Origin of the sequence: Marinobacterium profundum (assembly GCF_001528745.1) — a bacterium.
GTDB lineage: Bacteria > Pseudomonadota > Gammaproteobacteria > Pseudomonadales > Balneatricaceae > Marinobacterium_A > Marinobacterium_A profundum.
Genome location: NZ_BCNS01000084.1, coordinates 25516 through 45989, shown reverse-complemented (window position 1 = coordinate 45989; position 20474 = coordinate 25516). Strand labels below are relative to the sequence as shown.

At 56.4% G+C, this 20474-nt stretch carries 21 protein-coding genes; 15 read left to right on the top strand and 6 right to left on the bottom strand.

Going from position 1 to position 20474, the window contains the following annotated elements; all coding sequences use genetic code 11:
* The first annotated feature begins 150 nt into the window (after positions 1–150).
* The 4 genes from MPRO_RS05115 (at position 151) to MPRO_RS05100 (ending at position 4267) form a co-directional block, all read left to right on the top strand.
* Positions 151–1137 carry an SLAC1 anion channel family protein gene (locus tag MPRO_RS05115; RefSeq protein ID WP_067288246.1) on the top strand — a complete coding sequence of 329 codons (987 nt, stop codon included), beginning with the start codon at positions 151–153 and terminating at the stop codon, positions 1135–1137.
* A gap of 585 nt (positions 1138–1722) precedes the next feature.
* The gene (locus MPRO_RS05110) at positions 1723–2835 is read left to right on the top strand and encodes an LLM class flavin-dependent oxidoreductase (RefSeq protein WP_067288244.1); all 1113 of its coding nucleotides are present in this window, start codon (positions 1723–1725) and stop codon (positions 2833–2835) included.
* A complete protein-coding gene (locus tag MPRO_RS05105; RefSeq protein WP_067288241.1) occupies positions 2832–3629 on the top strand; it encodes an alpha/beta fold hydrolase in 798 nt (265 codons plus the stop codon). Before MPRO_RS05110 ends, MPRO_RS05105 begins: the two co-directional genes overlap by 4 nt.
* On the top strand, positions 3626–4267 hold the full coding sequence (locus tag MPRO_RS05100) for a glutathione binding-like protein (RefSeq protein WP_067288239.1): 642 nt from the start codon (positions 3626–3628) through the stop codon (positions 4265–4267). Before MPRO_RS05105 ends, MPRO_RS05100 begins: the two co-directional genes overlap by 4 nt.
* Before the next feature lie 33 nt (positions 4268–4300).
* Here the strand turns inward: MPRO_RS05100 and MPRO_RS05095 are convergent, their stop codons facing one another.
* The 6 genes from MPRO_RS05095 to MPRO_RS25705 form a co-directional block, all read right to left on the bottom strand.
* Positions 4301–5413 (bottom strand): tryptophan 2,3-dioxygenase family protein, encoded by a 1113-nt coding sequence (locus MPRO_RS05095; RefSeq protein ID WP_067288237.1) that lies wholly within the window; start codon positions 5411–5413, stop codon positions 4301–4303.
* 451 nt (positions 5414–5864) lie between these two features.
* Positions 5865–6419, bottom strand: coding sequence for an NAD/FAD-utilizing enzyme apparently involved in cell division (locus MPRO_RS05090; protein WP_067288233.1), 555 nt, complete (start codon positions 6417–6419; stop codon positions 5865–5867).
* 294 nt (positions 6420–6713) lie between these two features.
* Positions 6714–7157 carry a DMT family transporter gene (locus tag MPRO_RS05085; protein WP_067288229.1) on the bottom strand — a complete coding sequence of 148 codons (444 nt, stop codon included), beginning with the start codon at positions 7155–7157 and terminating at the stop codon, positions 6714–6716.
* A gap of 16 nt (positions 7158–7173) precedes the next feature.
* Positions 7174–8616 carry a dihydropyrimidinase gene (hydA, locus tag MPRO_RS05080; RefSeq protein WP_067288226.1) on the bottom strand — a complete coding sequence of 481 codons (1443 nt, stop codon included), beginning with the start codon at positions 8614–8616 and terminating at the stop codon, positions 7174–7176.
* Positions 8617–8722: 106 nt separating this feature from the next.
* Positions 8723–10225: an NCS1 family nucleobase:cation symporter-1 gene (locus MPRO_RS05075; protein WP_067288223.1), complete on the bottom strand. Its 1503-nt coding sequence runs from the start codon at positions 10223–10225 to the stop codon at positions 8723–8725.
* 97 nt (positions 10226–10322) lie between these two features.
* A complete protein-coding gene (locus tag MPRO_RS25705) occupies positions 10323–10493 on the bottom strand; it encodes a hypothetical protein (RefSeq protein WP_158651755.1) in 171 nt (56 codons plus the stop codon).
* Positions 10494–10775: 282 nt separating this feature from the next.
* Between MPRO_RS25705 and MPRO_RS05070 the strand changes: the two genes are divergently transcribed.
* From MPRO_RS05070 to MPRO_RS05020, 11 genes are all read left to right on the top strand, one after another.
* Entirely contained in the window at positions 10776–11564 is a 789-nt protein-coding gene (locus MPRO_RS05070; protein WP_067288219.1) for an IclR family transcriptional regulator, read from the top strand.
* 602 nt (positions 11565–12166) lie between these two features.
* Entirely contained in the window at positions 12167–12475 is a 309-nt protein-coding gene (locus tag MPRO_RS05065) for a non-heme iron oxygenase ferredoxin subunit (protein ID WP_067288216.1), read from the top strand.
* A gap of 11 nt (positions 12476–12486) precedes the next feature.
* Positions 12487–12786 carry a recombinase-like helix-turn-helix domain-containing protein gene (locus MPRO_RS05060; protein WP_067288213.1) on the top strand — a complete coding sequence of 100 codons (300 nt, stop codon included), beginning with the start codon at positions 12487–12489 and terminating at the stop codon, positions 12784–12786.
* A gap of 19 nt (positions 12787–12805) precedes the next feature.
* Positions 12806–13849 carry an aromatic ring-hydroxylating dioxygenase subunit alpha gene (locus tag MPRO_RS05055; RefSeq protein WP_067288211.1) on the top strand — a complete coding sequence of 348 codons (1044 nt, stop codon included), beginning with the start codon at positions 12806–12808 and terminating at the stop codon, positions 13847–13849.
* Positions 13842–14600 carry an SDR family oxidoreductase gene (locus MPRO_RS05050; RefSeq protein WP_067288208.1) on the top strand — a complete coding sequence of 253 codons (759 nt, stop codon included), beginning with the start codon at positions 13842–13844 and terminating at the stop codon, positions 14598–14600. Before MPRO_RS05055 ends, MPRO_RS05050 begins: the two co-directional genes overlap by 8 nt.
* 32 nt (positions 14601–14632) lie before the next feature.
* Entirely contained in the window at positions 14633–15568 is a 936-nt protein-coding gene (locus MPRO_RS05045; RefSeq protein WP_067288205.1) for a VOC family protein, read from the top strand.
* Between the two features lie 64 nt (positions 15569–15632).
* A complete protein-coding gene (locus MPRO_RS05040) occupies positions 15633–16853 on the top strand; it encodes an NAD(P)/FAD-dependent oxidoreductase (protein WP_216821243.1) in 1221 nt (406 codons plus the stop codon).
* Positions 16854–16933: 80 nt separating this feature from the next.
* Positions 16934–18190, top strand: a complete 1257-nt coding sequence (locus tag MPRO_RS05035; protein ID WP_082708455.1) for an MFS transporter — start codon at positions 16934–16936, stop codon at positions 18188–18190.
* 78 nt (positions 18191–18268) lie between these two features.
* Entirely contained in the window at positions 18269–18790 is a 522-nt protein-coding gene (locus MPRO_RS05030) for a cupin domain-containing protein (RefSeq protein WP_067288273.1), read from the top strand.
* Between the two features lie 5 nt (positions 18791–18795).
* A complete protein-coding gene (locus MPRO_RS05025; protein WP_216821242.1) occupies positions 18796–19674 on the top strand; it encodes an alpha/beta fold hydrolase in 879 nt (292 codons plus the stop codon).
* Complete coding sequence (locus tag MPRO_RS05020) at positions 19671–20465, top strand: SDR family oxidoreductase (RefSeq protein WP_067288202.1); 795 nt, start codon at positions 19671–19673, stop codon at positions 20463–20465. The genes MPRO_RS05025 and MPRO_RS05020 overlap by 4 nt, the downstream gene beginning before the upstream one ends.
* Positions 20466–20474 lie beyond the last annotated feature (9 nt).

Below are 20474 nucleotides of genomic sequence, written 5' to 3'. Positions count from 1 at the left end.
AGGCCAATGCGAACGCCAGAAAAGCCAGCAAGTCCATGCACTTGCGCTAGTTTTTCTGGCGTGACGGACAAATAGGGAGGGAACCTATTTGTCCACCGGGTTAATAGTGTGGTGAAGGTTCCAACTATGTGTTTAAGGTGAAAGTCCCTTATGTCTGCTGCAACGCCAAGATCTGAAAGATCCATCGAATGGATAGCGCACGCGCCCGTTGCACTATTTGCAATTGTCATGGGGCTTTCGGGTCTTGGTCTTGTCTGGAGAAAGGCTCATGAGGTTTTTGGTTATTCAGCGCTAATAGGAGAGGTGATTGTTGGATTTTCAATACTATGTTTCATCATACTAAGTATTCTGTATTTAGTTAAGTTCTGTGTTTTCAAAGAGTTTGTGTTTGATGAGTTTCTGCACCCGGTGCAGGTGAACTTTTTTCCATCAATTACGATTAGCTTGTTGTTAATATCAGCTGTAATACTGCCTTATGATGCGGTTGCAAGTGAAAATATATGGCTCATATCCGCAGCCGCGCACTTGGGCTTGTCTATCATTATAATTAATCGATGGATTACCCATAATTTTGAAATAAAACATTCGAACCCATCCTGGTTTATTCCTGTGGTTGGAAATATAACGGTACCCCTGGCGGGAGCACAACTGGGCTACGTTGAAATATCCTGGTTCTTTTTCTCTATTGGCCTGGTGTTCTGGGTGATTCTGTTTACGATCATGATGTACCGTATTATATTTCATGACCAACTACCTAAAAAATTCTTGCCAACTCTATTTATTCTAATGGCGCCTCCCGGAATTGGTTTTAATGTGTATCTTTTCCTAAATGGCGGCGAATTGGACTTGTTAGCAAGGTTGCTTTTTTTTACAGGTTTGTTCATTTTGTTATTACTGTTTAGTATGATGAAATTATTTATTAAAATCCCATTTTCCGTATCATGGTGGGCTTATACTTTCCCATCTGCAGCTATGGCGATAGCCGCACTGCGTTATCATGAGCTGATTCATACCTCGGGCAGCATGATAATGGCGATCGGAATAATGTTGATAGCCACAACATTAATACTTCTGGTTACCTGGTGTACAGTTCGTGCGATCTTTAAGGGTCAACTCTTTATACTTGCTACTGATTAGTCTTCCTTTTCCACTGTATGCAGTTTTCCTGCAGGGCTGAAAAGGCTTGATTTCGCCAGGTTTATGAGTCACCTCAAGAATCCTCAGAGCATGGAGTTACAGGAGCTGTAACATCACCCGGGCCTGCAGTTGGAAGCAGATGTGTAATCTGTCACTTCGGTATGCATCTACTGCTTAGCTGTGAAGTCGTACAGTGTTACGGCCATCTATTAAAATTTTCGATAAATTTCTCAGCAAGGTTTGCCCATACTGTCGAGGTGAACCCTTACTGACCTGAATGATCCCCAACTGAAATGGTTGTCTTTTGATCAGCGGTCTCTTGCCAGGAGATCATGATTTTAAATCGCAATTTTGCTTTAAGTCATTGAAATTAAAGAAATTAAATTAATTTATTTTTATTGGTTAGCTTTGTTTAAAGACCCCTGTCTCTATGGAAATTTCACCTCAGGCCTGGAATCAGGAAGCATAAATCCTGATGTAATAAGGCTATTTAATACGTTTGATCAGATTATATTATTTTCGATAATTTACTGGCCGCGCTATAAATGTAATCACAAAACAAGAGAATTAAACGGGAGCTCTGACATGGATCTTGGATTTTTTACAATGCCAATTCATCCGCTGGACAAAGACTGGAAACAGTCACTGCGGGAGGATAGAGACGCATTTATTCTGGCGGACCAGCTGGGCTTTACCGAAGGCTATGTCGGCGAGCATGTTACTGACCAGGCGGAGAATATTACTTCCTGCGCAATTTTTATTGCTTCGCTGCTCGATGCAACAAAAACGATTAAACTCGGCACGGGCACTGTAAACCTGCCGAATAACCACCCTGCCGCTGTCGCTTCACAGATTGCCATGCTGGATCATTTGTTTGATGGTCGTCTTATTTTTGGTATTAGTCCTGGTGGTTTGCTCTCCGATGCAGAAGTTTTTGGAAATCTTGACGCCAATCGAAACGAGATGTTTCTTGAATCAATAAACCAAATCCTGGCGATCTGGAAAGACGAACCTCCCTATAATCTCAAAGGGAAATATTGGACTATTTCTACCGAACGCACCCTGATGGCTGAGATTGGCCAGGGCGTACTGCCCCGTCCGCTGCAGCGTCCGCATCCACCCATTGTTGTAACTGCAGTAGCGCCATTTTCTAAAGGTGTCACTGAGGCTGCGGCTCGAGGATGGGATCCCATCTCGGCAAACTTCTTGATGCCTGTTTGGGTTAAAAGTCATTGGCCGAAATATGCTGAAGGTTGTGAGCGTGCCGGTCGACCAGCTGACCTGGCCAACTGGCGGGTAGCCAAGAGTATCTTTGTTGCCAAGGATGACGAAACCGCCCGTGAATATGTTGAGGGGCCAAACAGCCCTTACCGTCATTATTATAACCAGCTCGTGACCAAGCTGAAAAAGCATGGCCGGGCGGAATTGTTCAAGACCGATCGCAATATGCCTGATGAAGCGGTAACTGTTGATAGCGTATGTGATCAGCTGATCATTCATGGATCTCCGGAAAAAGTGGCTCGAGAGTTGCTGGCATTCCGGGAAGAAGTTGGCGAGTTCGGCACCTTGCTGTACGCAGGGCATGACTGGGTCGATCCTGAGCTCGCCCGTGAATCCATGAGGCTCATGGCGGAGCAGGTGCTACCGGCGGTTAATGCAGCAGAGCGTGAAAACCGGATGGAGGAGGTGCCAGCATGAGAATAGCAATCGAAGGTGGAAGCCTGTTTGTAAAGGTGGATGAGGCACAGCAAAAGGGCGCACCCTGGTTAATGTTGTCCAATAGTATCGCCGCCGATCACACAATGTGGGATGGGCAGGTCCCACTGCTGACAAAACGCTACAACGTGCTTCGCTATGACGCACGTGGGCATGGTCTCAGCGATGCGCCTCCAGGGCCTTACAGCTTTGCGCTGCTGGTGAAAGACATTATTAGCATCCTGGATCATCTGGATATTGAGCGCACCAGTTTTATGGGACTGTCCCTCGGTGGGATGACAGCGCTTGGCCTGGCCCTCGAGCACCCGGAGCGCCTGGATAAGCTGGTGTGCTGCGACGCCCGGGCCGATGCGCCAGAGCCTTTCGTCAATAGTTGGGTCGAGCGTATTGGGCTTATTGAAAAATTCGGACTCAAAGCCATCCTGAACGGAACGGTTGAGCGCTGGCTGGTACCCTCTTTCGTTCAGAGCCACCCGGATGAAGTTGCCCGTATCGAGGCCATGATAATGGGGACATCGCCAGCTGGCTGGATAGGCTGCGCAGAGGCCTTGAAACAGCTGGATTACCTGAAGGATCTTGCGGCAATTAAGGTGCCTACGCTGTTCGTGGCGGGTGCCGAAGATGGGGGCGCGCCCTTGCCTGTTATGCAAGCAATGACCAATGCAGTCGCGGGGGCTGAACTGGTGGTTGTGCCCAATGCTGCACATCTGTCGAATCTGGATAACCCTGAGGGTTTCAATAGTGCTATCAGTGGATTTCTAGAGGTCGGCGCATGATTGATCTCTATTTTTGGCCCACGCCAAACGGGCACAAAATTACGATCTTTCTGGAAGAAGCTGGGCTGGAGTACCGGATTAAACCCGTTAACATTTACAAGGATGAGCAGTTCGCCCCTGAGTTTTTGCGCATTGGCCCCAACAACAAGATGCCCGTGATTGTTGATAATGCCCCGGCCGACGGTGGCCTGCCATTATCCATCTTCGAGTCGGGCGCGATTCTTGAGTATCTGGCGGAAAAAACCGGAGAGCTCTTGGCTACGGATCTCCGGGGGCGTTTGGATGCGCTGCAATGGCTCTACTGGCAGGTTGGCGGGCTGGGTCCGATGCTGGGGCAGAACCACCACTTCAATCACTATGCACCGGAGCGCATTCCCTATGCGACCCGCCGCTTTATTAACGAGACGAAGCGGCTCTACAGTGTGCTCGATGAACGTCTTGCCCAGCGAGACTTCATTGCCGGGGATTACTCCATTGCTGATATTGCCGCCTATCCCTGGATAGTGCGGCATGAGCGGCAAGGGCAAAAACTGGAGGACTACCCGAATCTGAAGGGCTGGTTTGACAGGATAGCGGCCCGGCCTGCTGTCGTACGTGCCTATGAGAAAGGTCAAGCAGTTGCCACGGCGGCAGCCTGAGTAAACTGGTGTTTTTTATAGCGAGTATCGGCGTCAGAAGTCGCGGTGCAGGGTGCTGAAATGAAAGTCCAGCAGCTGAGTCAGTTCCGGTGGCAGCGGTGCCAGTTTGGAGCGGGGCAGCAGGTAGGAGGCGAGGTTGAAAAAATCGCCAAATATCTGCGTCCGCTCCGCGCTGGTGCGCAGGTAGTCGTGGCCGGAGGAGCCGCCGGTGCCGATACGACGGCCAAGCATACGCTGCACCATCAGGGCATGGCGGTAACGCCAGGCGGTCAGTTGCTCATCCACTTCCACCAGCAGTTTCAGCAAGCTAAAGGGCTGTTGTAGCAGCGGCTCGTCACGGTACAGATAAATAAAGAGCGCTGCCTGAATGGCACGGTGTGACAGTCGTACCAGATCTTGCGCCCGTTGTGACTCGTAGGCTTCTGGCAGAAACAGGCAATCGAATTGCTGCCGGGTTTGCAGCAGTTGCACCAACTGGCGCTGTTTGTCGTCGGCTGAGAGCAGTGGGTGCGTTTCGATCAGCTGCCGGTCAGATGCAAGGCTTGCCTCGATACTGTCGCGATAGCTGGACCAGAAGTCGTAGTGCTTGTCCTGCAAGAACGGCATGCGCGCCAGCCAGGCATCGACCCGGTCGAACAGGCTGGGCTCGGCGCGCAGCTTGTGCAGGTAAACGGCATCGGCGGGCTTGAAACGCTGATAGAAGGCACAGGCGTCGAAGGCGGTGCGATCCTGTTCCCTTAGCCCGAGCTTTATCTCGATGGCCCGAAATTGCCGGCTTTGAAAGCCGGAGGCCGGCACCAGCAGGTCGCGAAACTCCAGAAAATCCTGTGGCGCCATGGTTTCGATTACACTGATCTGCTCGACCAGCAGATGCTGTATTACGGTGATCCGTTCCAGCTTGGAGCAGATGTCCGCCAGTAGGCGTTCATCGAGCCTGGCTTCCCCGAAAGCCCGCAGCACCGCATCAAGTTCATGCAGAATCTGTCTAAACCAGAGCTCATAAGCCTGGTGCACGATAATAAACAGCATTTCGTCATGGGCTTCGTTACCCTGACGGCGACTTAGCGGTGCCTGGGCGCCGAGCAATCGCCCGAGCTGCAGGTAATCGCCGTAATAGAGATCCGACGGCTGTGCCTCTGTCGTCATGCTGCCTCCTGCACTGATGTTTGAAATTCCCTGAGCTTGAGAAAAATAGCCCACAGCTTCCGGCGGCCTGCCTGGAGTGCTTTGCCGGCTGCAGATCGTTGAACCAAGTATAGAGGAGAGGCTGCCGCGCGCATGCTATGACAGCTTGTATTGGAGGTGGTTGTGGATAACTGCTTATGTATAAATTAATGCGAATTGTTTGTGTATTTCATCCACAAAAGCGCTGGGCAAGGTTGTGGGTAGTCTGTGTGTAAGCTCCGTGCACTTGGCGATAGATCCCGCAGTTAAAGGGATCTGGCCCGGTGCACAGTATCTGCACTGTGCAGTGGAAAAATGCTCCGAAAGGGACATCGATACTGCTATCGTTAAAACTTGTGCAGGGCTTTTCCACAGTCGGTCTGAGACGATCTGTGCAGTGCAGCGGGGGAGCGTCGCCCCCGCTGCTTTCTTGCTAGATGGCGCGCTTGAACTGATGCCATTTTTGCAGCCAGGTGATTACCCAGTGCGGTGCGCCATCGCCGGTGCCGGCGACTTTCAGGCGTGGATGCTGTTTCACTACCTGATCCAGAATTTCTTCCTGATTAGGTTCAACATCAACGAAAAAGACATGCTTGCCGCGCTTTAGGAGGCGTTTGAAGCGCCGGAAGTGCGTGTTGGGTTCCTGCAGGCCCAGGAAGCCGCCTTCCCAAGTGCAAAAACCCAGCAGGACAACTGCCAGGAAGGCGAAGGGAACCCAGCCTGCGGCGGTTTCAGTCCAGCCCATTCCGTAAGCGGCTCCCAGTAGCAGTGCGGCCAGTACAACGCCTATAGCGGCGCCTATTTCACTGGAGTGCACTATATCCTGTTTCAGGAACGAGGCTACTTTCGGCAGCTGGTGCTGCTCGACTGCGGCTTCGTTATCGCTCAGCACATGGATTTGTTCCGTGCTGATACCTTTGGCTTCCAGCTCGTGCTCGACGGACTCAAGCTCGTCAAGATTGTCACTGATGTAATAGTGCCGGTTCATGAAACACCTCCAGCGGTTAGGACTGAGACCTCCAGATCTCGAATGTTATGCAGTCGTTGGCTAAGGATGAATACGCTTGCCAGCTCTAAGTATAGCAGTGGCTTGGCAGTCGACTGGTTGGCGAGTAGCGGGGGATTAACGCCGGAATTGTTTTATAAGTAATTGATATTTAAGGTTTATGTTGCAATTCCTATGGGTTCGAAGGCAGATGGGGCGGAGCGGCGGGGTGCACGGGCGCAGAGTTCATCCCGCCCGTCTTTGGGGTGGCCTCAGCAGGGTACTGCAGGCGAGTTATTAAAAGCGGCGGATCAGCAGAGCACCTGTGAGTATCAGTGCCACACCAGCCAGGCGTCCGGGGGTAATGGCCTGTGGGGCAAAGCCGAACAGACCGAAGCGATCCAGCAGCAGGGCGCCGGTCAGCTGGCCGGCGATGACCAGTGCCAGCGCAAGAGTTGCGCCTATACGCGGCGCAAAAATGATCAGGGTAGTCACATAAAAGGCACCCAGCAGACCTCCGGTCCAGGACCAGGCGGGTGCTGCGCGCAATGCCTCCAAGCCCGGCCAGGGCAGTCGCAGACCTATGTAGCAGAGTACAAGGGCGAGGCTGCCGATGACAAAGGAGGCACCGGACGCCCAGAGGGCGGAACCGGCATTGCGGGCCAGGGTGCTGTTGACGCCGATCTGCAGCGCCAGCATGCCGCCGGCCAGCAGTGTCAGCGGGATTCCCAGCCAGTTCATAGCTGCTCTCCTTGTATCAGTCGCGTTTCACAGGCACAGGTGCATTGAGTTCGCGCTTTTTGGCCATGGCGTCAAACGCCGGTGTAAATGCGGGGCGGTGGAGATAGCGGCCTGCGCCTTTCTCGGCCCTGAGTTCGCCGTTGCACCAGACCAGTTTGCCCTGACTCAGAGTATGGCTGGGAATACCGGTCACTGTACGGCCTTCGAAAATATTGAAGTCGACATTCTGATGGTGGGTTTTGGCCGAGATGGTGCGGGTGCCGGCGGGATCCCAGACCACCAGATCCGCATCGGCGCCCACAGACACTGAGCCCTTGCGCGGGTAAAGGTTGAATATTTTGGCGGCGTTGGTGGAGGTAACCGCAACGAATTCATTCATGGTCAGGCGGCCCTTGTTGACGCCTTCATCCCAGATAATGGCCAGGCGGTCTTCAATGCCGGCGGTACCGTTGGGGATCTTGGTGAAGTCGTCTTTGCCGGCGGCTTTTTGCTCGGCACAGAAGCAGCAGTGATCGGTGGCGGTGGTCTGCAGGTTGCCGCCCTGCAGGCCCTGCCACAGCGCTTCCTGATGCTGTTTTGAGCGAAACGGCGGGCTCATTACATGGGCGGCGGCAAACTCGAAGCTTTCATTGCGGTACACGCTGTCGTCGATGGCCAGGTGGCCGGCCAGGACTTCACCGTAGACCCGCTGGCCATCGTTGCGGGCGCGGGTAATGGCATCCAGCGACTCCTTGCAGGACACATGCACTATATAGATAGGCACATTCATCACCTGGGCGATCTGGATGGCGCGATTCGCTGCTTCACCTTCCACTATGGGGGGGCGCGACAGCGGGTGTGCTTCGGGGCCTGTCATGCCACGGGCGAGCATTTCCTGCTGCAGCTGGAACACCAGCTCGCCGTTTTCGGCATGCACCGTGGGCATGGCACCCAGCTCCACCGAGCGGCGAAAGCTCTTCACCAGAATTTCGTCGTCCGCCATGATGGCGTTCTTGTAGGCCATGAAATGCTTGAAGCTGTTAACGCCGTGATCCTTGACCAGGGTTTCCATGTCGGCGGCAACAGAGTCGTCCCACCAGGTAATGGCCACATGGAAGCTGTAGTCCGAGGCCGACTTGGCGGACCAGTCGCGCCACTGCTCATAGGCTTCCATCAGGCGCTGGCCGGGGGCCGGGATCACGAAGTCGATAATGCTGGTGGTGCCACCCGCCAGGCCCGCAGCGGTGCCGGTGTAGAAGTCCTCGGTGGCTACGGTGCCCATAAAGGGCAGCTGCATATGGGTATGGGGATCGATGCCACCTGGCATGATGTACTGACCGCTGGCATCAATAACCTCTGCGCCGGCGGGTACCTGCAGATTATCGCCGATGGCGGCGATCAGGCCATTTTCACAATAGACGTCGGCCCTGAAGCTGTGGTCGGCGGTCACGACTGTACCACCACGGATCACGATGGACATGGGTCTCTCCTTCCTTCTTATGTAATCAATCAAGAGCCAGAAACAATCAGTTGGCAGGCGTGTGACGGTCGGGGCCATGAACGAGGCCCTCGGCCGTCATCTGGCTTCAGTTACCCTGGGCCAGGCCCTGGGTGACGGGCGCAGTCTGCTTGCTGGCTGCAATCCAGTAGATCAGGCCGCCGAGAATGGAACCGGTAAACCAGCCGTACTGATAGAACCAGTTCAGGTAGCCGGTGCTGATGGCAAACAGCGTCAGCGCCACCGGTATGCCAAAGGCAGTAAGGCCGGCGGGGTTAAAGCCGCTGTAGATGCCATGGGTCTTGTACAGTTCAGGCAGGTTGAGGAACTGACGTTTGATAATGAAATAATCGACGATCATGATGCCGGCAATAGGCCCCAGCAGACTGGAGTAGCCCAGCAACCAGCCGGTATACATGGCCTCGACACTGACATCGGACTCGATCACACCGAGTTTTTTCAGCAGCTCCCAGCCCATCAGCAATATGCCCAGGGCACCGGTCAGCAGCACGCCGCGGGTCTGGTTAATCTTCTTGGGAGCTATGTTCTGAAAATCGTTGGTCGGCGAGACGATATTGGCCGCGGTGTTGGTGGACAGGGTTGCGATGATGATCATGATCATGGCGATCACGACCCAGAAGGGGCTGTCGATCTTGCCGATCAGGTTGACCGGGTCCGAAATGGTTTCGCCCACCAGACCCGTGGAGGCGGCGGTGAGGATAACGCCGAGCGATGCAAAGAACAGCATGGTCAGGGGCAGGCCTATAATCTGGCCGGCGATCTGGTCCTTCTGTGATTTAACGTAGCGGCTGAAGTCCGGAATATTCAGTGACAGCGTGGCCCAGAAACCCACCATGGCGGTGAGACCACCGAAGAAGTAACCCCAGAAAGACGCGCCTTCGGGTCTGTTGGCCGGGATGGCCAGCAGCTCTGTCATGGATACCTGGGGCATGGCCCACATCATCAGGCCTATGCTCACACCCAGCAGCAGCGGTGCGGACAGGGTTTCCAGGATCTTGATGGATTCTGATCCCTTGATAACGATAAACAGGTTCATCACCAGGAACATGAAGAAGCCGATCACCTCGCCGGTACCGCCCAGGCTCTCCCAGCCGGGAATCAGCGTCGAGAAGAGGATATGGATGGCCACGCCGCCGAACAGTGTCTGGATACCGAACCAGCCACAGGCTACCAGGGCGCGAATCATACAGGGGATGTTGGAGCCCAGAATACCGAAGGAGGAGCGCAGCAACACCGGAAAGGGGATGCCGAACTTGGTGCCCGCGTAGGCATTCAGTGTCAGCGGAATCAGTACCACTACGTTGGCCAGCAGGATGGTGATCAGGGCTTCGGATACCGACAGCCCAAAGTAGGCGGTGAGCACGCCGCCCAGGGTATAGGTGGGTACGCAAATGGCCATGCCGACCCAAAGCGCCGCGACGTTCCAGGTCGACCAGGTACGTTCGCTGATTCTGGTGGGGGCTATATCCTCGTTATAGTGTGCACTGTTGCGCACGTCTGGGCCGGTATTGAGTTCGTAGAACTCACCTACCTGGACGGCGGTTGAGGTACGGGGAGACTCGGTACTCATAATGCATCCTCTTTTTTTGTTATAAGTATTACCGGTGCCGTCTGGGCACAGCCTGGCAGCCGGGTATCGCTCGGAAGTCGGGGTTTGCGAATGTTGCTCAGTGCGCGGTGCTGGACATTATCTGACAATCGCCAGGTGCAGCTATCAGCTTGCTGTGCCAGGCAGTGTCGGGCGGCGCAGGATTACGGATGCGGTTGGGGCTATGGATGCTGCTCTGGATGTAGTGAGCGGGCAGCAGACTTGCGGTGCGGTATAAGGTTCTGAACACGATCCTGTCTCCGTCTTGGCGGGCCTGGGTGTGTATCCGGTTCCGGTGTAACTCCGGTTAATCGGACGCTAGGCCTTGGTGTTGTTTGTTATTGTTGTTTTACCTTTTGGTCAATATATAACCTGGAAACTGACCGGGCAAGATAATTTTCCCAAAAGGTCAAAAATAGAGTTTCCGCTTATTGATGCCAAGCCATCAAGGGGGCGTCAATTGACAGCTTCAGGGGCGCGTGATCCAATCGCAGGTCGTTTTGGCAGTGTTCGCAGTGGGTACAGACAGATCATGGAAACAGATGACCGTTATATAGTCCCGGGTCTGGTCAGGGGGCTGGCTGTGCTGCAGCAGTTCAGCAAAACCAACAGGGAAGTATCTATAACTGAATTGGCAGAGGCGATTGGAGTGAATCGTTCCAGTACCTTCAGGCTCGTTTATACCCTCGAACACTGTGGTTTTCTGCGCCGCATTGGCGACAGTAATCGCTATACCCTGAGCTCGCGTATTCTGGATCTGGGTTTTCAATATCTCTCCAGCCTTGAACTGCTGGAGCCGTCGCGTCCGATTCTGGAGCATCTTCGCAACCAGACAACCCTGGCGAGCCAGCTGCTAATTCGCGACGGGCGCAATACCGTGATTGTCGACTGCTTCCAGGCCACCGGGCCTTTCACCAGTACCGTATCGGTGGGGACCCGCTGGCCGGCCCACGCCACTGTCACCGGGCAGCTGATGCTCTCGACCCTGTCGGATGAGGCGATTGTGGAGCTGTACCAGGATTTCAGCTTCGATCGCTTCACGGAAGCGACGCCCGCCACGCCCGAGGCCTTGCTGGAGCGGGTGCGCAGTTACCGCGGCAAGGATGCAGCCATCGCCTGGGGGCATTTTAATCCCGGCATGGCGGCCTGTGTAGCACCGGTTTTCAGTGTGGATGACCGGCGTATCGTTGCCGCGGTTTCCGTGAGTTGCCCGCTGGGCAGCCTGTCCCGGGACGAGTTCGACGGCCGTATCCGGGATGAGGTCGTCAAGGCCGCGCAGGATCTGTCCCGTACGCTGAGTCTGCACTCTTCCCAGTTTTGATTTCCAGAACCGGTGGCGGCTCTTTTATGAGCCGCCATGGGTTTGCTCCTTTCTTCTGCGTTCTTTTCCTTAAGTGATTCATTGGGCGCTGTCGCGTCTGTGCTGCAATATCTCCAACCTTCACACAAATTGATGTCCGCCTCGGCCACCACTGATCCCGTCTGGTTTTTCATCTGGGCTCCGGAATGTTATTTCATCTAGCCCGCGAATCTGATGCGTCTCTGCCGTGTCTCGCCGCCAGTGAACGGCCCCTGTGACCTGAACGTCGGAAACGGGATTAATTTTTTATGTTCGAGTATGAAAATCATATTTGAGTAAAAATTCTTGTTTTTCCGTTCGTTATCCTCTTTTTCCGGTTCGGCCTCTGCCCCTGTCTTGCCAAAAGGGGCGGAATCACTGTGTCTGGAATATGCCGCCTTAATTGATAATTTCTTTTTTAATATATTGTTTTTACAGATATTTTTTCTTTTCTGTTGGTTTTTATGGCGCAGTTGAGAGCTATTGCCCTGTTTTTCATGTGGGGTTGACTTGGTTTTTGAGTGGCGGTAATCTCTGTTCGCATATAAGACGAGTGTTTATATATAAAACATGAGGTGGTCGCGATGAGCTGGGTGTCAGTTTGCAAAGTGGGGCAGGTATCGGAAGACAGCCCGTTTTCAGTCAAGGTCCAGGACAAGGCGCTGGGTGTGTTCAAGGTGGAGGATGGCTTCTATGCCATCGACGATATCTGCCCCCATGCCTATGCATTGCTGACCCAGGGATTCGTTGAAGGCCGCACCGTCGAATGTCCGTTGCATGAAGCGATTTTCGATATTCCCACCGGCAAGCTGGAAAGCGGCCCAGGCTGTCGCAACCTGAACACCTATCCGTTGCGGGTTGAAGGCGACGACATTCAGCTGCAACTGGTCTGAGGAGACGCACCATGACCGAGTACAACCCCAAACTTGCCACCTGGTTCCGGAATGAGCCCAACACCCTGGCTGGCATCAATAACATCCAGGTGCCGGGCCGTACTCAGAACATCGTCTGGCAGACCCGCCACCGCGAGCCGAGCCGCTACGAAGAGGCGCTGGTAGCCCACCTTGAAGCTGTTTTCACCACGGGTGTGGTGGAGCTTGATGAGCTGGTTGCCGCGCTCAACGCACGGGGATCACGCACCGAAGCTTCGGCGCTCTGGAGCACCGACAGCTTCCAGGCCGAGATGGCGCGACTGGGTTACTGAGCAGAACAGGGGATTTACCGTGAACGACAAGCAAACAATCGAAAGCTATCTTGATCTTGGGCTGCGCAACCGCTGGTATCCGGTGGTGGCCAGTTGGGAAGTGGCGACCAGCCCCGTGGGCATTACCCGCCTGGGCGACAATATAGTGCTGTGGCGTGATCGCGAGGGTCAGGTGCATGCGCTGGAAGACCGTTGCCCACACCGTGGTGCGCGTTTGTCCCTGGGCTGGAACCTGGGCGACCGCGTGGCCTGCTGGTACCACGGCGTTGAGGTCAAGGGTGATGGCGAAGTGGCCGATGTGCCGGCCGTCAGCAACTGCCCCATGAGCGGCACCAAATGCGTGCGCTCCTACCCGGTGCTTGAAAAGCACGGCGCCATCTTTGTCTGGTTCGGTCTTGATGCCGGCACTGTGCCTGATGACCTGGTCTTGCCGGAGCAGCTCGAAAGCGAGCAGTGGAGCAGCTTCCTCTGCACCGCCGACTGGGCCTGCAACCATCGTTACGCCGTCGACAATGTGATGGACCCGATGCACGGTAGCTATCTGCACGGTACCTCCCACTCCATGGCCGAGGGTGAACGTAGCGCTGATATGCGCGTGGTCGACACCGAGAACGGCTTCAGATTCGAGAAAGTAGGCCAGAGCGGCGTCAATTTCGACTGGGTCGAATTTGGCGACAGCGGCACCTTCTGGTTGCGTCTGTCGATTCCCTATCAGCAGAAGTTCGGTCCCGGCGGCGAGTTCTGGATTGTTGGCCAGGCGACCCCGATCGATGAAAACAACACCCGTGTCTTCTTCTGGCGTGCCCGCAAGGTGCAGGGCTGGCAGCGTGACACCTGGCGTTTCCTTTATCGCAACCGGCTGGAAAAACTGCACTGGGATGTACTGGTTCAGGATCAGATCATCCTCGAGCAGATGGCGCCGGATGCCCGTAACCATGAGTTCCTCTACCAGCACGATGTGGGCCTGTCGCGCCTGCGTCGGCTGATGAAAAAAATGGCCCAGAAGCAATTGGCCCAGCTCGAAGAGGCTGCGCCCTGTAAAGAGGCCGCGGCCAATGAATAAGCTGCTGGCGGGCAAACGTCTGCTGATTACCGGCGCGGCGCGCGGGCTGGGGCTGGATTTTGCCCAGGCAGCCTGTGCCGCCGGTGCCCAGGTGGTGATGGCGGATATCCTTGATGAGCTGGTGGAACAGGAAGCTGGCGCCCTGGTAGAGCAGGGGTTTGATGCCGTCGCGGTACGGCTGGATCTGGCGGATCCTGAATCCATTAAGGCGGTCGCGGCATTCAGTGCCGCTCGTTTCGGCGAAGTGGATGGCCTGGTTAACTGCGGTGCCATTGCCACCGGTATCGGCGGCCCGGATATGTGTGAGCTGGAAATCGATACCTGGGATCGGGTGATGACCGTGAATGTGCGCGGTACCTGGCTGATGAGTCGGGCGATGGTACCGCACCTTGCGGCCTCGACTGCCGGCAAGATCGTCAATATCGCATCCGATACCGCGCTCTGGGGCGCACCGCGCCTGATGGCCTATGTCGCCAGCAAGGGCGCCGTTATCTCCATGAGCCGGTCGATGGCACGGGAGCTGGGGGCGCAGAACATCTGCGTCAACACCGTCTGCCCGGGTCTGACCCTGGTGGAGGCGACCGCTTATGTGCCCAGGGAACGTCATGAACACTATATAAACGGCCGGGCCATTCAGCGCGAACAGATGCCAGAAGATGTGACCGGCAGCGTGCTTTATCTGCTGTCGGACCTGGCGAGCTTTGTCACCGGTCAGACATTGGCGGTAAACGGCGGCTTCGTCTGCAACTGATCGGGCCTCAAGCCTTTAACAGAGAGATGACTATGAAGATCAAGGGTATCGAAGAATTACACTTCGGCGTCGAGGACATGGAACAGGCCTGCCGCTTTCTGAGCGATTTCGGTCTTAAAGCCGACAACAGCGCGGTGCAGGATGCGAAGTTATACCGCACCTTGAACCAGAGCCGGCTTTACCTGTACGACAAGGGCGACAGGCGTTTGCCGAACGCCTTTGAGGCCGGCTCGACACTGCGCACCCTGGTCTGGGGGGTTGAGCAGGCGTCGGATCTCGATGCCCTGACTGAACGTCTTGTTGATGTTCAGGGCTATGCCCGCGATGCGGATTCGGTCAGCTGCCTGGATCCCAATGGCATGTACCTGCGCTTTCAGCTGTCGACTCAGGTGCCGGTGGAACTGACGGTGCCTGGCATCAACCAGCACGGTGATATCCGTCGTGTGGATGCGCCGAGTCCCGTATATGAGCGCGGCGAGCCGATCGGTATTGGCCATGCGGTGTTCTTCGTTGAGGACCTCGACGCTGTTGAAGCCTTCTACCACGAGAAGCTGGGCTTCCAGGTGTCGGATCGCTACATCGGCAAGGGTGTGTTCATGCGCGCCGGCACCGAAGGCCATCATCATGATCTCTTCCTGCTCAAGGTGCCGAACAAGCCTGCTGGCCTTAACCATGTCGCCTTTACCGTGCGTGATATACACGAGGTGATCGGCGGTGGCATGGCGATGAACCGCAAAGACTGGTCCACCTTTATTGGCCCCGGGCGTCATCCGATATCTTCGGCCTATTTCTGGTACGTCAACAGCCCGCTGGGCGGCGCTTTCGAGTACTACACCAACGACGACTACCTGACTGCAGCCTGGCAGCCCCGCACCCTCGAACACCGCCTGGAACTCTTCACCGAGTGGGCCGTGGAGGGCGGTCTGGACGGCAACACCCGTCGCCAGGTGGTGACCCAGCTAGCGTGATATTGCCGCCTTGATTTCGGTATGAACGCCTTTTAAATGACAGCTAAAGAGCGAGGATAATCTTATGAGCCACAGCATTTCCCGCATTCTGATTATCGGTGCCGGCCAGGCCGGCGCCTGGGCGGCCCATACGCTGCGCCAGAACGGTTTCGAGGGTGAGCTGGCGCTGGTCTCTAACGAGGATCAGGTGTTTTACGAACGCCCACCGCTGTCCAAGCAGGTGCTGGCCGGTGAAATGGATGCCTCCGCGACGCAGCTGTTTTCCAGCGAAGCCATAGAGGCATTGAATATCCAGTGGCACAAGCCGGATACGGCGGTGGCGATCGATCGTGCGCGCCGGGAAGTGCGCCTGGCCAGTGGCAAGCTGCTGAGCTACGACAAGCTGATGCTGACCACCGGCAGCCGTGCCCGGGTGCCGGTCAAGGCCTGGGCCGAAATTGATGGCGTCTATACGGTGCGCACCATCGCGGATGCTGCGCGTCTGGGTGAAAAGCTGCAGCCGGGGCGCAGAATGGCCATTATCGGTGGGGGCTGGATCGGTCTGGAAGTGGCGGCCACGGCACGCAAGCAGGGGCTGGATGTGACGGTGTTTGAGCTCGCAGAGCGTCTGTGTGCCCGCAGCGTGGCGCCGCAAGTGTCTGACTTTCTCTATCAGCTGCACAGCGATCAGGGTGTCGATGTGCAGCTCAGTTGCGGTGCCATCGAACTGGCCGGCGCCGCCGGTGGTGCTGTGCTGGTGTCTGCCGCAGGCGCAGTGGCGGGCCTGTTTGATGCGGTGGTGGTAGGCGCGGGTGCTGAGATCGCCTCGGAGCTGGGTCGCGAAGCGGGTCTTGCGACCACGTCCGGGCTGGTGGTGGATGCTTGCGGCAAGACCTCGGATGCCGATATCTATGCCGCCGGTGACGTCGCCATTCACCCGGAGCTGGGTTACTGCATCCAGTCCTGGGCCAATGCGCAGAATCAGGCGATTTCGGCGGCGCTCTCCCTGCTGGGGCAGGATACGCCCTATGCCGATGTGCCCTGGCTCTGGTCGGATCAGTATCAGTGCAATATCCAGATCCTGGGGGCCGCCGGCAGCGGTGAAGGCACCGATATCCGCCGTATTTGCGGCGACAATCAGCAGTCCTTTATCCGCCTGGATGCCGATGATCGTCTGGAGTCCCTGATTGCAGTAAATGACCCGAAACTGATCAAGCTGGGAAAGCGCTGGATCAAGGCGGGTATGAAGCTGCCGGCCGAGATACTGGCGGATCCTGCACAGAATCTCATGACGCTAAAACCTTAGCCTGGAACCTTGGGCTGATACCGCGCGGACAGGCCCGCGAGCTGTTTAAAACAACGCTATAAGAATAAACAGGTACTAGTATGCAAACTTTGAAGGGTGATATGGCCGTTGCGAGCATGCCAAAAACCGGCTCCAACCTGAAACACTGGTCGATATCCGGCGTGCTGATGATTTGCGTCGTGCTGGCCTTTTTCGACAAGATCAGCATTGCCGTGCTCTTTTCCGATCCGACCTTTCAGACGGTCATGGGCATCGGTGATGACAAAACCAAGCTGGGCTGGCTAATGACCAGTTTCCTGCTGGCCTACGGTTTCTCCTCGATATTCCTCAGCATGGCCGGCGACCTGGTCAATCCCAAAAAATGCCTTACCGCCTGTGTGGTGCTCTGGGGTGTGTTGATGGCGCTGATGGGAATGGCCAAGAGCTATGAGCAGCTGCTGGTGCTGCGGGTACTGCTGGGTGTTGCCGAAGGCCCGCTGTTTGCGCTGGCCTATACCATCGTCAAGCAGTGCTACAGCCCGCATCAGATCGCCCGTGCATCAACCATGTTCCTGCTGGGGACGCCCATAGGCGCAGCCCTGGGTTTTCCGATTACCGCCTATGTACTGGCCAACTACGGCTGGCAGATGACCTTCTTCGTGATGGCTGCGCTGACGGTGGTTGTCGTGGCTGTGGTGGTGCTGGGCCTGCGGGATGTGCAGCTTAAAACTGGCGCCGAGCTTAACGCCGGCAAGAAGAAGATGGACTGGCAGCAGCATATCGCCAACTGCAAGGTTCTCTTTGGTGCGCGGGCTTTCTGGGCCGTCTGTCTGTTCAATACCGCGCTGCTGACCTATCTCTGGGGCCTCAATGGCTGGCTGCCGAGCTATCTGATCGAAGCCAAGGGCATCAACCTGAAAGAGTTTGGTTCCATATCATCGCTGCCCTTCATCGCCATGCTGTTCGGTGAAGTTGCCGGTGCCTTCCTGTCGGACAAAACCGGCAAGCGTGCCGCCCAGGTATTTGGTGGCCTGCTGATGGCCGGCATCGCCATGGCAGCGGTGCCTTTGATCGAAAGCCCGATGCTGACCATTCTCGCCATGTCGATCAGTGCCATGAGCTGGGGCTTTGGTGTTGCATCTGTCTTTGCCCTGTTGGCCCGGGTGAGCCCGGACAATGTCAGCGCCACGGCCGGTGGAGTGTTTAACGGCTTTGGCAATTTTGCCGGTGCCGCGGCCCCGGTACTTATGGGCTATATCGTGACCCAGACCGGGAATTTCGATAACGGCATCATGTTCCTGGTGGTCATTGCCATTGTCGGCTCCCTGGTACTGCTGCCACTTATTAAAAAATACTGAGTTGTACTTCCATTCCGCCTGCCCTGTATCGGGCGGGCAGGGGTAACTGTTGCCGTTAAATAGCGAGAGGATATGGGCATGACACTTAAATTCGAAGGTTGGGTAAAGCCGGAAGACAAATCGCTGGGTGATTGGCTCAATGGCCGCATTGCACGCTTTGAGGATCGCACCTACGACTTCAACGCCCTGAAGTTTCAGGCCGACTACGATCCCAAGTACCGTCGCGCGCAGATGCGCTACATGGGCACCGGTGCTACCGGCGTCAGCGCGGACAGCAACGCCGTACAGGCCGAGAATTTCACCTTTTCGACCATGATGCTGCCGGCCCAGTGTGAAGGCCCGCTGCATGTGCATGACGATGTCGAGGAAGTGTTCTTTATGCTGCGCGGCACCATCAACCTGTTTGTCGAGCACAATGGTGAGCGCTTCGAGACGACTCTGTGTGAGCGTGACCTGATTTCCATTCCGCCCGGCATCTACCGCGGCCTGTTCAACCCCGGTCAGGAAGACGCCCTGATGTGCGTGATGCTCGGTACGTCCAAGCCGCAGATCCCGACCTACCCCGAAGATCACCCCTTGTCGCAGATCAAGCGGGGCTGAAGCTGATGGCGTCCACTCTGACCGACAAGCTGAGCCGTTACCCGCTGCAAATGCTGCAGTTCAAGGGGCGTCGCCTGGCCTACCGTGAGGCAGGAGAAGGCCCGGTGCTGCTGCTGTTGCATGGCATCAGTTCGGGGTCAGGCTCCTGGGTCCAGCAGTTCGAATCCCTCAGCGCCCAGTACCGGGTCATTGCCTGGGATGCGCCGGGCTACGGAGGCAGTGATGCACTGAAGACCGCAACGCCAACGGCACTGGACTATGCCGAGGCCCTGCTGGGGCTGGTGGAGGCGCTGGATCTGCAGCGCCCGCTGTTGCTGGGGCATTCCCTGGGGGCCCTGCAGGCAGCGGCCTTTGCCAGCCTGCAGGGCGAACGCCTGGCGGGCCTGGTACTGGCGGATCCGGCCCAGGGCTACGGCCAGGCGGACGCACAAACGCAGCAGGATATCTTTCGCAAACGCCCGGCCATGCTCGAAGCCCTGGGTCCCGAGGGCCTGGCGCTTGAGCGGGCGCCGGCGCTGCTGTCGCCCAGTGCGAGCGCTGAAAAGGTGGCACTGGTGGCCGATGGCATGCAGCGGCTGAATATGGCGGGCTTTAGCGCCGCGTCCTGGCTGCTGGCCCACGATGATATCTGGCGCTATCTGCTGGACTACCAGCGCCCGCTGCTGGTGATCTGTGGCGATGAAGACAGCATTACGCCGCCGCAGACTGCGGCGGATCTGGCTGCAGACTGCAACAAGGCAAGCTATGTAGCACTGCCCCAGGCCGGTCATGCCAGCTATATAGATGCGCCCGCGGCTTTCGCCGCGGCCATCACCGATTACGCACAGAACCTGACTTTTGCACAGGGCCTGGGCCAGCGCGCTTTTTCTGGAGGCGAACAATGAGCTTTAATTTAACCGGCAAGGTTGCTGTGGTAACCGGCGGCTCCTCCGGCATCGGACTGGAGACGGTGCGCCTGCTGCTGCAAGAAGGTGCCAAGGTCGCCTGGTGTGGCCGCAACCCCGAGCGTCTGGCGGAGTCTGAAGGCTTGATGCGTGATGCCTTTCCTGAAGGGCAGATGCTGACCTCGGTCTGCAATGTTCTGGACCGCAGCCAGGTTGAGGCTTTTGCCGCCCAGGTGCAGGACGCCTTCGGCGGCGCGGACTGCCTGATCAATAACGCCGGTCAGGGCCGGGTCAGCTCATTTGCGCAAACGGCGGATGAAGACTGGCTGGCCGAGGCCGAGCTGAAGCTGTTCAGTGTGATTCATCCGGTGCGGGCATTTCAGCCCATGCTGGAAGCCTCCGGCTGCGGCTCCATCACCAACGTCAATTCCCTGCTGGCGCTGCAGCCTGAACCCCACATGATCGCCACCTCGGCGGCACGGGCGGGGCTCTTGAATCTGAGCCATTCGCTGGCCCATGAGTTTGCCGCCAAGGGGGTTCGCGTCAATTCGATCCTGCTGGGCATGGTGGAGTCGGGGCAGTGGCGTCGTCGCTTTGAGGATCGCAGCGACAAGGGCATGGGCTGGGACAGCTGGATTGGTGCCATCGCGGCCAAGCGCGGCATCCCGATGGGACGTCTGGGCAAGCCCGAAGAGCCGGCCCGCGCGCTGGTGTTCCTGGCATCGCCCCTGGCGTCTTTCACCACAGGCGCGGCACTGGATGTGTCCGGCGGCTTTAACCGGCATCTTTGAGGAAAATCT